This window comes from Niveispirillum irakense DSM 11586 (assembly GCF_000429645.1).
Classification (GTDB): domain Bacteria; phylum Pseudomonadota; class Alphaproteobacteria; order Azospirillales; family Azospirillaceae; genus Niveispirillum; species Niveispirillum irakense.
The window spans coordinates 646,696-659,726 of record NZ_KE386933.1 but is presented as its reverse complement, the minus strand read 5'-3'; the positions used below and the strand labels follow the sequence as shown (position 1 = coordinate 659,726).

The 13,031-nt window shown below is 63.9% G+C and carries 13 protein-coding genes; 4 read left to right on the top strand and 9 right to left on the bottom strand.

The window, feature by feature from the left end; translation table 11 throughout:
• Positions 1 to 16: 16 nt before the first annotated feature.
• The 6 genes from G473_RS0117115 to G473_RS0117090 form a co-directional block, all read right to left on the bottom strand.
• The gene (locus G473_RS0117115; protein ID WP_210163343.1) at positions 17 to 2,140 is read right to left on the bottom strand and encodes a TonB-dependent receptor domain-containing protein; all 2,124 of its coding nucleotides are present in this window, start codon (positions 2,138 to 2,140) and stop codon (positions 17 to 19) included.
• A gap of 242 nt (positions 2,141 to 2,382) precedes the next feature.
• Positions 2,383 to 3,597, bottom strand: coding sequence for a BaiN/RdsA family NAD(P)/FAD-dependent oxidoreductase (locus tag G473_RS0117110; protein ID WP_029014116.1), 1,215 nt, complete (start codon positions 3,595 to 3,597; stop codon positions 2,383 to 2,385).
• Positions 3,598 to 3,705: 108 nt separating this feature from the next.
• On the bottom strand, positions 3,706 to 4,068 hold the full coding sequence (locus G473_RS31100; RefSeq protein WP_029014115.1) for a methyl-accepting chemotaxis protein: 363 nt from the start codon (positions 4,066 to 4,068) through the stop codon (positions 3,706 to 3,708).
• A 171-nt stretch (positions 4,069 to 4,239) separates the two neighbouring features.
• The gene (serA, locus tag G473_RS0117100) at positions 4,240 to 5,817 is read right to left on the bottom strand and encodes a phosphoglycerate dehydrogenase (RefSeq protein ID WP_029014114.1); all 1,578 of its coding nucleotides are present in this window, start codon (positions 5,815 to 5,817) and stop codon (positions 4,240 to 4,242) included.
• A gap of 32 nt (positions 5,818 to 5,849) precedes the next feature.
• The gene (locus G473_RS0117095) at positions 5,850 to 6,203 is read right to left on the bottom strand and encodes a DMT family protein (protein WP_029014113.1); all 354 of its coding nucleotides are present in this window, start codon (positions 6,201 to 6,203) and stop codon (positions 5,850 to 5,852) included.
• A 94-nt stretch (positions 6,204 to 6,297) separates the two neighbouring features.
• A complete protein-coding gene (locus G473_RS0117090) occupies positions 6,298 to 7,452 on the bottom strand; it encodes a phosphoserine transaminase (RefSeq protein ID WP_035707585.1) in 1,155 nt (384 codons plus the stop codon).
• A gap of 214 nt (positions 7,453 to 7,666) precedes the next feature.
• Between G473_RS0117090 and G473_RS0117085 the strand changes: the two genes are divergently transcribed.
• Positions 7,667 to 7,936: a type II toxin-antitoxin system ParD family antitoxin gene (locus G473_RS0117085; protein WP_245580088.1), complete on the top strand. Its 270-nt coding sequence runs from the start codon at positions 7,667 to 7,669 to the stop codon at positions 7,934 to 7,936.
• Positions 7,933 to 8,238: a type II toxin-antitoxin system RelE/ParE family toxin gene (locus G473_RS0117080; protein ID WP_029014110.1), complete on the top strand. Its 306-nt coding sequence runs from the start codon at positions 7,933 to 7,935 to the stop codon at positions 8,236 to 8,238. The genes G473_RS0117085 and G473_RS0117080 overlap by 4 nt, the downstream gene beginning before the upstream one ends.
• A gap of 24 nt (positions 8,239 to 8,262) precedes the next feature.
• Here the strand turns inward: G473_RS0117080 and G473_RS29470 are convergent, their stop codons facing one another.
• Together G473_RS29470 and G473_RS0117070 are read right to left on the bottom strand one after the other, a co-directional pair.
• Positions 8,263 to 9,579 (bottom strand): ATP-binding protein, encoded by a 1,317-nt coding sequence (locus G473_RS29470; RefSeq protein ID WP_245580087.1) that lies wholly within the window; start codon positions 9,577 to 9,579, stop codon positions 8,263 to 8,265.
• Positions 9,576 to 10,295, bottom strand: coding sequence for a response regulator (locus tag G473_RS0117070; RefSeq protein ID WP_029014108.1), 720 nt, complete (start codon positions 10,293 to 10,295; stop codon positions 9,576 to 9,578). Before G473_RS0117070 ends, G473_RS29470 begins: the two co-directional genes overlap by 4 nt.
• 204 nt (positions 10,296 to 10,499) lie before the next feature.
• On the opposite strand from G473_RS0117070, the gene G473_RS0117065 reads away from it, so the two are divergent.
• On the top strand, positions 10,500 to 10,790 hold the full coding sequence (locus G473_RS0117065) for a hypothetical protein (protein WP_029014107.1): 291 nt from the start codon (positions 10,500 to 10,502) through the stop codon (positions 10,788 to 10,790).
• Positions 10,791 to 10,993: 203 nt separating this feature from the next.
• Positions 10,994 to 12,502 (top strand): MocR-like pyridoxine biosynthesis transcription factor PdxR, encoded by a 1,509-nt coding sequence (gene pdxR, locus G473_RS27455; RefSeq protein WP_051330372.1) that lies wholly within the window; start codon positions 10,994 to 10,996, stop codon positions 12,500 to 12,502.
• A 29-nt stretch (positions 12,503 to 12,531) separates the two neighbouring features.
• On the opposite strand, the gene G473_RS0117055 is transcribed toward pdxR, so the two are convergent.
• Complete coding sequence (locus G473_RS0117055) at positions 12,532 to 13,026, bottom strand: YbaK/EbsC family protein (RefSeq protein ID WP_029014106.1); 495 nt, start codon at positions 13,024 to 13,026, stop codon at positions 12,532 to 12,534.
• Positions 13,027 to 13,031: the final 5 nt, after the last annotated feature.

Below are 13,031 nucleotides of genomic sequence, written 5' to 3'. Positions count from 1 at the left end.
CAGTGGGCCCTTCACATCAGAACGTCACATTCACCGCCAGCCACAGGCGGCGACCGGGTTGGTTGTTGTTATACTCATTGGCGTAAACGGTGTTGGCACCGCTGCGATAGGGCAGATATTGCAGGAAATCCTTATCCAGCACGTTATAGACGGTGGCGTTGATGGTGACGTTCTCCGACACCTCGTAAGCGCCGCCGACATGGAACAGGACATAGGACTTGAAGTCGCCCAGCGCGGTGCGGGAAACCGCGTCGCTGCGATAGCGCTTGGACCGATATTCGCTGCGCACCCAGGTGCTGATCTGATCGGTGGTCGCCCAGCGCAGCGCACCGTTCAGCATATGCTTGGGCGTGTTGTTCAGCGGCAGGCCCTTCTGCGCGCCGCTCTTCTGCTCACTGTAGGTATAGGTGTAATTGGCGGACAGGGTCAGGTCCGATGCCAGCCGGGCACGCAGGGCGGCTTCGCCACCGCGCGTCACCGCCTCGTCCACATTCACACTCTGGCTGAACAGATCGACGCGCGGCCAGTTGCCATAATCAACGCAGCCCGGCCGGTTCAAATTGCCGGCAAAGGAACAGTTGGGCAGGCCCGGCCCGCTGGCGATCTTGTCCTGGAACTCGTTGTTGAACAGGGTCAGGTTGCCTGACAGCCAGCCGCCATCATCAAAATAGGCAGCAATTTCCGTGCTGGTGCTGGTCTCCGGCTTCAGACCGGGGCTGCCGATGGAAGGGATGGTGCCCTGCCCGGTGAAACCGGTGATCCCGTCGGCCAACTGGTCCAGACGCGGGGTCTTGTAACCCCGGCTGACACCGCCCTTGAAGGTCCAGGCCTCGCTGGCATTCCAGACCAGATAGGCGCGCGGGCTGGTCTGGCCGCCAAAGACGCTGTGATCATCGTGGCGGACACCCAGGGTCAGCGCCATATCGGGAATGAAGCGCCATTCATTCTCCGCAAAAAGTGCCCATTGGCGATGCTCGTAGGGCGCGGGAGCAACGCCGTCCACCATCTCCGCATCCCACCACTGGCCACCGACAGTGGTGATGTGATTGCCCAGCCGCGCATTCAGCTTGGTGTCATAGATGGTGTTTTCCGCTTCCAGCGTACGCGGGGCTCCGGCCACCTTGCCCGGCGTGCCCGGCGGCAGGGTACGACCGATAGTCTCCGTCCGGTTGCGCATGATGTTGCTGTCGAGGGTGAAATCCCCGTTGATGCGCCAGGTATGGGCCAGCGTGTACTGCATCCGCTCGAACTTCTGCACCGGGCCATAGCCGCCGGACGTGCCGACCGTGCCCAACTGATTGTCGCTGTTTTCATAGCGCTGCCAGGCGCCATCGACATCAACCCACAGGTCATGATCGGGGGAAGGCGTCAGGGTCAGCCGCGCGCCAGCAGTGCGGTTCAGTGCCTCTACCGGGCTGGGGCCCCGCTTGGACACTTCCACCGGATTGCCGCTGGCATCGGTATAGGAAAGATCTGACTTGCCCCGGTTAAGGATGGACCCACGCACGGCCAACCCGGCAAGGCCCGAAACCAGGGGGCCGTTCAGGTAGAAATTGGCCTGCGAGGTGTTGCCGAAATCGCTGTTCTCGTTCAGCGTCGTGTCCAGCGTGACCGCACCACCCCAGCGCTCACCCACCTTGCGGGTGATGATGTTGATGACCCCGCCCATCGCATCCGACCCGTACAGGGTGGACATCGGCCCGCGCACCACCTCGATCCGCTCAATGGCGGAAAGGGGGGGCATGAAGCTGGTAGAGGTTTCGCCAAAGCCGTTGGGCGTGACATTCCCGGCGGCGTTCTGGCGCCGGCCATCGACCAGCACCAGCGTATAATCGCTGGGCATGCCCCGCATGGAGATGTTCAGGCCGCCCGTCTTGCCAGCCGTGTCACCGACATCCACGCCTTCAACATCAACCAGCGCTTCCGCCAGGCTGCCATAAGCCTTTTCGCGCAAGTCCTTGTTGTTCAGGACCGTGATGCTGGCAGGTGCATCGACCAGCTTCTGGGCGAACCCTGCCGCCGTCACCACCACCTCTTCCGTCACCGCAGTGCGGTCGGCCACCTGGACATTGGCGGGATTTTCAACCGGAACGGACTGAGCGAAAGCGGCCGGCGCCAGAAAGCAGGCAGCCGAAGCCAACAGCGCCCTCCGGGCGGAGGGCGACAGCATCATAAGCATGGTTGTACCTTTTTTATTTAGAAACCAACTGCAAGTGCCTCTTATTAACCAGGGCAGTCGCACGGGCCAAGTTTTTATGACTGACACGCATTCTCATTTGTAACTACTGATGCCATTTTGCATCACGCTGTAATCGGCGCATGTCGTCACTTGGGCCCTGCGCACGGATTAGCACCGTTGCTTCCAATCCGTGCCGGTCGGTATTACGCGCCCGTCCAGGCCAACGCCCCCCGTGCGGCCGCGCGGCCGCTGGCATAACAGCCCTGGAGCAGATAGCCCCCGGTTGGCGCCTCCCAATCCAGCATCTCCCCGCAGGCGAAGACGCCCGGCAGGTCACCCAACATCAGTTTCTCGTCCAGGGCCGCCAGCTTAATACCGCCAGCACTGGATATGGCGCGGTCCAGCCCGCGCATGCCGGTCACGGTGACGGGCAGCGCCTTGACCAGCCCCGCCAGCACGGTGGACCGGTTCAAATCCGCGTCGCCAGCAAATTCCCGCACCAGCGGCGCCATGGGCGGGGAGAGTGAAAGCGCCTTGCGCAAGCGGTTGGGCAGACTGTCCGCCGGCGGTACGCGGGCCAGACGGTTCTGCACCTGCGCCCAATTCATGTCCGGCTTCAGGTCCAGATGCAGAAGGGCTTGTCCTTCCCGGTCAATCGCCTCACGCAATGGGGCGGACAGGGCGTAAAGGGCCCCGCCCTCCAGCCCGCTGCGCGTCACCACCAGTTCCCCCGGCACCGTGCGCCCCGCGAAACTGACTGCGATTCGCTTCAAGGGCTGGCCTTCCGCCCGTTCCAGAAAGCCGGGCGTCCAGGCGATATCAAAGCCACTGTTGGACGGCCGGAACGGTGCCAGCGGCACACCGCGTTCCTTGAGAATCGATGTCCAGCCGCCATCCGAGCCCAGGCGCGGCCAACTGGCCCCGCCCAGCGCCAGCAGCGTCGCGGCTGCGTCGCTTACCCGGACCGGACCGGCGGGACTATCGAAGGTCAATGCCCCATCCGCATCCCAGCCGGTCCAGCGGTGACGGGTGAACAGGCGCACCCCCTGCCCTTCCAGCCGCTTCAGCCAGGCCCGCAGCAGGGTGCTGGCCTTGAAACTGTTGGGGAAAACCCGCCCCGACGACCCAACGAACGTCTCCACACCCAAACCATGGCACCAGGCCCGCAGGTCCGCCGGTGTGAAGGCCCGCACCAACCGATCAAACAGGGGCCGCGCCGCGCCATAGCGGCTGATGAACCGGTCGAGGGGTTCGCTATGGGTGATGTTCAATCCCCCCCGCCCGGCAATCAGCAGCTTGCGGGCCGGCGAGGGCATCGCGTCATAAATCTGCACTGGCCTGCCGCTGGCCGCGATGGTTTCCGCCGCCATCAACCCGGCCGGACCGGCACCGATAATGATGAAGGGGCGGTCGGACATGGATTTGTTTCCGTCAATCATGGGCAGGCCGCGTCGGGACCCGAAATGGCAAAGGGGCGGCACCGTGGCTGGTGCCGCCCCTGCGCGTCAAGCGTTTGGAACGCCGGATCAGGCGTTGCTGATTGCCCGTTCGACAAGCTGGCCCAGATGCTGGGTGCGCTTGGTCAGGCTCTGCAGCACCGCAGAGATTTCAGCCGTAGCGGCAGCGGTCTGACCGGACAGGTTCTTCACCTCACCGGCCACGACGGCAAAGCCCTTACCGGCTTCACCCGCACGGGCGGCTTCGATCGTGGCGTTCAGCGCCAGCAGGTTGGTCTGCTTGGCGATGGCGTCGATCTGCTGGGCAACGGTGCCCACCTTCTCGATCTCGGTGCGAAGACCTTCCAGTTCGCGGCTGATTTCCTGCAGGGCGGAGGAAACCTCGCTCTTGCCGGCGCCGGAGAAATTGCTCGATTCGCTGCCGTACTTCATCTGCAAAGGCCTTGCGTCTTAGGGGTTGATTGAATGGTTGAACGATCCATTACCCGATCGCCCCGGGTTTCCCATTCATAGCACAATCCCGCCGGACGCATCGTGACGATTTTCCGGCTGGGGCACCCCCAAAGGATAGTTTCCTTAAGAGGTGCCCGTCCTTGAGCTGGATCAGAAATCCAGCGACTTCACGCGCACCACGCTCGGCAGGCCCTGGATCTTGCCCAGCAGTTCTTCCGACACAGCCTGGTCGACCGACACCAGACAGATGGCGTTGGCGCCCGGCGCGGTACGGCCCAGGTGGAAGGTGGCGATATTCACGCCAGCATCGCCCAGGGTGCTGCCCAGCTTGCCGATGAAGCCCGGCTTGTCCTCGTTGCGGATGAACAGCATATGGTCGGTGACTTCCGCCTCGACCGGCACTTCCTCGATTTCCACCAGACGGGGCTTGTCGCCGCCGAACAGGGTACCGGCAACAGAGCGGGTGCGCTGTTCGGTCTGCACGATGACGCGCACCAGGGTCTGATAATCGCCAGCCACTTCGCGCTTGGTCTCGCTCACCTTGATGTCACGCTCCTTGGCGATAACCGGCGCGTTGACCATGTTGACCGATTCCATCAGCGGGCCCAGCAGGCCCTTCAGCACGATGGCGGTCAGCGGGCGGGTGTTCAACTCGGCGGCCTGACCTTCAAACTCGATGGTCACGGCCTTGATGCCGGTTTCGGTGATCTGACCGGCAAAGCCGCCCAACTGTTCGGCCAGCTTCATGTAGGGGCGCAGCTTCGGCGCATCTTCCGCCGACACGGACGGCATGTTCAGCGCGTTGACCACGGCGCCACTGACCAGATAATCGGCCAACTGCTCGGCCACCTGCAGGGCGACATTTTCCTGCGCTTCGGTGGTGGACGCACCCAGGTGCGGGGTGGCAATCACCTTCTCATTGCCGAACAAAGGATGGGCCTTGGCCGGCTCCTCTGCGAACACGTCCAGCGCGGCACCGGCGACATGGCCGGCTTCGATGGCTGCCTGCAGCGCCTCTTCCACGATCAGGCCGCCACGGGCGCAGTTGATGATGCGCACGCCCTTCTTGGTCTTGGCCAGGGCCTTGGCGTCCAGGACGTTCTTGGTCGCCTCGGTCAGCGGCGTATGCAGGGTGATGAAGTCGGCGCGCTTCAGCAGGTCTTCCAGTTCCACCTTTTCCACGCCGATTTCGGTAGCGCGTTCCGGGGACAGGAACGGGTCGAAGGCGATGACCTTCATCTTCAGGCCGATGGCGCGGTCGGCGACGATGCCGCCGATATTGCCGCAGCCGATGACGCCCAGCACCTTGCCGAACAGTTCCACGCCCATGAAGCGGTTCTTTTCCCACTTGCCGGCATGGGTGGAGGCGTTGGCGGCCGGGATTTCACGGGCCAGCGCGAACATCATGGCGATGGCATGTTCGGCAGTGGTGATGGAATTGCCGAACGGGGTGTTCATCACCACCACGCCACGGGCGGTGGCGGCGGGGATGTCCACATTGTCAACACCGATACCGGCGCGGCCAACGACCTTCAGGTTGGTGGCGGCAGCCAGGATATCCTTGGTCACCTTGGTGGCCGAGCGGATGGCCAGACCATCATACTCGCCGATAATGGCCTTCAGCTCATCCGGCTTCAGGCCGACCTTCACATCGACCTCAACGCCGCGCTCTTTGAAAATCTCAACGGCGCGGGGGCTCAGGCTGTCGGAAATAAGAACCTTGGGCATGGGTGACTCCGAAATCTCAGACGAGGAGCGGGTCAGCTCCAATCATGGACGGAAAAGAAGACGGCGGCGGCGATCAGCAGAAACGCGACCCAATCGTTCCAGCGCAGGGATTCGCCAAGCCAGAAAGCGGAGAAGATGGCGAACACGGTCAGCGTGATCGCCTCCTGGATCATCTTCAGCTGCGGGGCCGTATAGACCGCGTGACCCAGCCGGTTGGCCGGCACCTGAAGGCAATATTCAAAGAAGGCGATGCCCCAACTGACCATGATGGCCGTGATCAAGGGTGCCGACTTGAACTTCAGATGCCCGTACCAGGCAAAGGTCATGAAGATGTTGGAAGCGACCAGCAGCAGGACCGGCCAGAGATAAGCAGTGAGTGTGGGCATGGGCGCCGGCGATCGACGAAGTGACTTCCGGCCCCGATGTCCCTCCCCCGCCGGCCGGAACCAAGCGGGGGATGTCGCTTATCAAATCAGCCGATCAGCCGGCCTTGACGGTGGCGTAGGCCCAATCCAGCCAGGGCAGCAAGGCCACGATATCGGCATTCTCAACCGTAGCGCCGCCCCAGATACGAATACCCGGAGGCGCATCGCGGTAAGAACCGGCATCCAAAGCCACGCCTTCCTTCTCCAGCAGAGAAGTCAGCTTCTTGGCGATCTCGGCCTGCGCTTCTGCCGGCTGTTCCGTCGCCCAGGGGTCGACGATCTTCAGGCAGATGGAGGTGCAGGAACGGCTATCCGCCGTCTCCGCCAGGAAATCCACCCAGTCGGTCTTGGCAACCCAGTCGGCAACGGCCTTCAGATTGGCTTCCGACCGGCCGATCAGCCCTTCCAGGCCCCCGACGGACTTGGCCCAGTTCAGGCCATCCAGCGCATCTTCCACGGCGATCATGGAGGGGGTGTTGATCGTCTCACCCTTGAAGATGCCTTCCGACAGCTTGCCATTGCTGGCCATACGGAAAATCTTCGGCATCGGCCAGGCCGGCGTATAGCTCAGCAGCCGTTCCACAGCGCGGGGGGAGAGCGCCAGCATGCCGTGCGCCGCTTCACCGCCCAGCACCTTTTGCCAGGACCAGGTGACGACATCCAGCTTGTCCCAAGGCAGGTCCATGGCGAACGCGGCCGAGGTGGCATCGCAGATCGTCAGGCCTTCGCGGTCAGCCGGGATCCAGTCGCCATTGGCAACGCGGACACCCGAGGTGGTGCCATTCCAGGTGAAGACCACATCACGGGAGAAATCCACCGTGGAAAGGTCCGGCAGCTTGCCATAGCCGGCGGTGAGGGACCGGGCATCCAGCTTCAACTGCTTGACGACGTCGGTGACCCAATCCTTGCCGAAGGATTCCCAGGCCAGCATATCAACGCCACGGGCACCCAGCAGCGACCACAGCGCCATTTCAACGGCGCCCGTGTCGGAGGCGGGAACAATGCCCAGCCGGTAATCGGCGGGGATGCCCAGAATTTCTTTGGAGAGATTAATCACCTGCTCCAGCTTGGCCTTGCCGGGCTTGGAGCGGTGCGAGCGGCCCGTCAGGGCGCCCTTCAAGGCGTCGATCGACCAGCCGGGGCGCTTGGCGCAGGGGCCGGACGAGAATTGCGGATTGGCGGGGCGATTGCCCGGCTTCGGCGCAGCCATTATGGCTATTCCTTCCAGAATAGTAGCATCCCGTTGGGGGGATGTGACCCGCCGCTGAAGCTATGGAAGGACCGGGTTGCCGTCAATGACATTGAGGGGGCCGCTTGTTCGATTTCTGCCCTGCACAGGGCGCAGAGGAAAGAATGTTACGGGAAAATTATGGGATTGATCCTGGCATAGGATTGAATAGGATTTAATCCCATCACACGGAAAGATGACGATGCGAACCACCCAGCAATTCAGCATCACTCTGCCGTTGGAAATGGCAGAAATGGTTGAACGGAAAATTCAATCCGGCGCTTACGCTTCAGTCAGCGAAGTCATGCGGGACGGTATCCGCGCGCTTATGGAGCGTGACGCGGCCGTGGAACGCTGGCTGAAAGAGGAGGTCGTGACCGGCCATATGGCGCATGTGGCTGAACCAGAGACGGGGGTTCCCGCCGATCAGGTCTTAGCAAGGCTGAAGGCGCGCCGGACGGCATGACCCAGCGCACTGTGATTTTCACGGCGGCGGCAGAGCGGCAGGTCGAGAGACTGTATGATTACATCTCCGCCCAAGGCGGCGACATGCGTGCTGATAATTATCTCAACCGCCTCATCCAATATTGCGAGGGCTTGGCGCTATTTCCGGAACGGGGTCACAGACGTGACGATATATTAACGGGTCTGCGCATCATCGGCTTTGAACGGCGAACCACCATCGCTTTCACCATCACGGCAACCACCGTGCTGATCGAAGGTGTTTTTTACGGCGGGCAAAATCTGGAAGATGGTTTCCCGACATAAGCCCGGTTCACTCCCATGTCCGCTTCACCCCTCCGCCAGCATCGGCAGGGTGACCGTCACCCGCAAGCCGCCTTCCGGCCGGTTCTGTAACCCGATCTCCCCACCATGGGCGCGGATCACGTCATTGGCGACGGACAGGCCCAGGCCAGTGCCGCCGGTATCGCGGGAGCGCGACCCTTCCAGGCGGAAGAAGGGGCGGAATACATTGTCGAATTCCGTTTCCGGGATGCCGGGACCGCGATCGTCGATGGTGATGGTGACATTCTCACCCGTGATGGCCAGCGCCACCTCCGCACTGCGGCCATATTTGACGGCATTTTCCATCAGGTTGCCGATGGCGCGGCGCAGGCCCATGCGGCGCCCCATGATGGGCACGGCGAACGGTGCGGGCGTGACGGTGACCGGGTTGCCGGCCTCGCGCATATCCTCTCCCAGCCGGTCCAGCATGGCGTTCAGTTCCAGGCGCTCCATCGTCTCCTTCGCCGCCTCGTCACGGGCAAAGGCCAGGGTGGAGCCGATCATCGCCTGCATCTCCTCCAGATCATCCAGCATCTTCTCGCGCACGGCATCATCATCGATGAATTCGGCGCGCAAACGCAGGCGGGTCAGCGGCGTACGCAGATCGTGACTGACGGCCGCCAGCATGCGGGTGCGGTCCTCCACAAAGGCCCGCAGGCGGCGCTGCATCTTGTTGAAGGCAGCGGCGGCCAGCCGAACCTCACGCGGGCCGGCCTCTTCCAGGGAGGGCGCGTTCATATCCACGCCCAGCCGGTTGGCGGCGGCGGCAAAGCGGCGCAGCGGCCTGGTGGTGAAGCCCAGGACCCAGGCTGATAGTAAAATCGCCACGGCGGCACTGCCGGCCAACGACGCGATGAAGCCCGGTTCCCGCAGCGCGTCGGTGGGGGTTACCGGCGCATGGAATTTCATCCAGGTGCCGTCCTTCAACTGGCGCGACACTTCAATGACCGACGGGGCCGGCGGCGGCGGCACGGGCATGCCGAAAGGCGGGATGGAAACGGCCGGCGACATTTCCGGCTTGCCTTCCACCTTGGGCGCCTGCTCGTACACATCCAGCATGACATTGTGGCCGGCGCTGGTCCGCACGGTCAGTTCCCGCTCCTTCAGGGAGCGCAGCACCGCCAGACGCACATCCGTCGGCTGTTCCTCGATGGCGGTGGCGAAACCGTCCAGACAGTTCGCCAACTGCCCGCCCTCCGCATCGGCCACCGCCTCCGCCCGGTCAGAGCGGTAAAGACCCAGCGCGATGGCCTGGGACAGCAGGATACCACCGACCAGCACCGCGAAGATGGAATAGGACATGCGGTCGGTGAGGGCCTTCATGATGATTGCACCTCGGGCGAGAAGATATAGCCGCCGGAACGGACGGTCTTGATGATGGTGGGATCGGCGGGATCGGTTTCGATCTTCCGGCGCAGACGGCTGATCTGCACATCGATGGAGCGGTCGAACGGACCGGCGGAGCGGCCACGCGTGATTTCCAGCAGATCATCGCGGGACAGCACGCGGCGCGGCCGCGTCGCCAGCGCCACCAGCAATTCATATTCCCCGGCGGTCAGCGTCACTTCCTCGCCATTCGCATCGCTCAACCGGCGTTGCGCCTGGTCCAGCATGAAGCCCGCGAAATGGATGGCGCCGCTGGCCGTTGCCGGTCCGCTGTTCTGCGTCTGGGCCCGGCGCAGCACGGCCTTGATGCGGGCCACCAGTTCACGCGGGTTGAAGGGCTTGGGCAGATAATCATCGGCCCCGATCTCCAGCCCCAGGATACGGTCCGCATCCTCCCCCATGGCAGAGAGCATGACCACAGGCGGGCCGGCCTCGGCGCGGACGGCACGGCAGAGCGAAAGCCCATCCTCCCCCGGCATCATCAGGTCCAGCACGATCAGGTCAATATTGCGATCCGCCAGATAGCGACGCATCTCAACCCCATCCTTGGCCGCCGTCACACGGTAGCCATGGCGGGTGAGGTAGCGCGTCAACAGATCGCGGATTTCACGGTCGTCATCAACGACGAGGAGATGGGTGCTGGTATCGGTCATGACGGTAATTCTATCGCTGTCCGTGGCGTGGTGCCGACGCCGATCTTGTTACCACAATGTAAACCTCGGCGGGGGTGGAAACAGAGTGTTTCACAAGCACACCCTCTTGGACATGGTACGGAAAAAGGCCCGTGTTCTCATAGCCCTGTCACCAGCCGGAACCGATCGGCTGGACCCAGGTAAAAGAACATGAGGAAAACACCAATGCGCACCCTGATCGCCATCGCCCTTGTCGCCACCTTCGGCGTTGCCACGGTTCAGGCCGCGGAAAATGCCCAGGTCGCCCAGACCCAGGCTGCCGCCAGCGCCACGCCGGTGACCAAGAAGGAAGTGCGCGAGATCGCCCGCAACTTCCTCACCGAAAACAAGGTCCGCCAGGGCCGCGTCGGTGACATCCGCACTGTCGATGGCGGTTACGAGGTGGAACTGAAGTCCGCCGACGGCATCCGTCTGAAGACCCTGAAGATTGATGCAGCGGGCCAGATCGTCAACTGATCCTTCCCTGCTTCTGACCGACTACCGCCGGCATCGCCCCGTCGCCGGCGGTGGTGAGGCGGCATCCCGGTGTCACCCGGCCGCCTCCCGGTCGGTCCGGCGGGTAACGGTTTTCCCTAACAGAACCGCTATCCGCCGGCACCCGCCCGCTCCCCGCCAACGGGGCCCCCGCCATCCTGGGCGGGCAGACAAAGCGAGGCCACATGAAACTGTCACAAGGGCCCCTGCTCTCCCTCTTCGACGCCGATGATGGCGTGCCGCTGCAGCAGCGCCTGTTCGACCGGCTGCGCGAGGCAATCATCAATGGCGCCATCCGTGCGGCCGAGCGTCTGCCCTCCACCCGTACCATGGCGACCGATCTGGGCATTTCCCGCAACACGGTGGTGGCCGCCATCGACCGGCTGATCGCGGAAGGCTATCTGGAAGCCCGCATCGGCTCTGGCACCTATGTGTGCCGCACCCTGCCCGATGATGCGATGGCCCCAGCCGTACGGCTGGCACAACCGCAACCGGCAACACGCCCCCGCCCGTCGGCGGTGCCAGCCGCGGCGGCCGATCTGCTCCCCTTTCAGCCCTGCATCCCTGCCTACGACCAGTTCGACATCGAAACCTGGCGACGGCTGCTCGCCAAGCGCTGGCGTGATGCTGGCGGATTGCTGCTGGGGCATGACACACAAGGCGGCTGGCTGCCATTGCGCCGCGCCCTGGCCGCCCATATGCAGACCAGCCGGGGCATCGGATGCGATGCCGAGCAGATCCTGATTCTGCCCGACCGGCGCAGTGCGCTGGAACTGGCAACCGCCCTGCTGCTGGTGCCGGGCGATGGCGTATGGCTGGAAGAGCCGGGCTGTCCCCTGCGCGCTGCCATCCTGGCCCGCCATCCCGGCCCTGTCACCTCCATTTCTGTGGATGAGGAGGGGTTGGACCCGGAACGGGGCCAACGGCTGGCCCCGGAAGCGCGGCTGGCCGTGGTCAGCCCGTCCTGGCAATTCCCGCTGGGGGGCTGCATGCCGCTGCGCCGGCGCATGGCGTTGCTGGCCTGGGCACGGCGCAGCGGCGGCTGGCTGCTGGAAGATGACCGTGACGGCGGCTGCCGCTATACCGGTCGGCCACTGCCCGCCCTGCAGGCGCTGGATGAAAGCGGGCGGGTGCTGCATCTGGGCGGGCTGGATCAGGTGCTGGTCCCCGCCATCCGGCTGTCCTGGCTCGTCCTGCCAGCGGCGCTGGTGGATACCGCCCGTGCCTTACGGGACCGGCTGGGTATGTCCGTCCCCCTGCCGGAACAGATGGCAATCCATGATTTGCTGGTCGAAGGGCACTATGCTTCCCATCTCCGGCGGACGCGGGTGCTGTATGCCGAGCGGCAGCAGGCGCTTCTGTTCGCCGCCGACCGGCTATGGTCGGGCGCGCTTGCGGTGGAGGCCGCCCCCGCCGGGCTGCATCTGACGGCGCGGCTGGCGCCGGACCTGGGCTTCAGTGACAGAACCTTGTCAGCACAGGCGCGCACCGCCCGGCTGGTTGCCCCGTCACTGGCCGATTATCGGCAGATACCGGCCGCCCCCAACGATCCGGGCGCCCTGGTGCTGGGCTATGCCGCCTTCACCCCGGAGAAAATGCGCCGGGCGGCGGAAAGGCTGGCACAGGTGATCGACCGGACCAGGCAGGAGCGCGCCCGGCCAATGCCCATCCGTCACCTGATCCCGGCGGAATGAAAGGCAGACAGGGGGATGAGGGCCGGCCCTTAGGCCACATCCCCCACCACGCCACCCACCAGATCGCGCAGGACATCCGGCGCGATGGGGAAGACCGTGTTCGGTGTGCCAGCCGCCGCCCAGACCGTGGCATGGCGCAGCAGATCCCGGTCGAACAAGGCGATGGGCGGCACATTATGGCCCAGCGGCGGGACGCCACCAATGACATAGCCGGTCTTCTGGCGGACGAAATCTGCGTCCGCCTTGGCCAATCGCTCCCCCGCCAGGGCATTGGCCAGATGGCGCATCACAAACGCCTCGTTCACCCGTGCCGCGCCAGAGGCAACAACCAGCACGGGCCGGTCAGTGTCCCGGGTGCGGAACATGATGGATTTGGCGATCTGTGCCACATCGCATCCAATCGCCGCCGCAGCCTCTGCCGAGGTACGGGTGGAGGCTGCGAATTCCAGCACATGGATCGGATGCCCCAGATCGTTCAGCAAGTTCTGCACACGCTGCGCGCTGGGGCTGAGCGGACCCGCCATCCCGC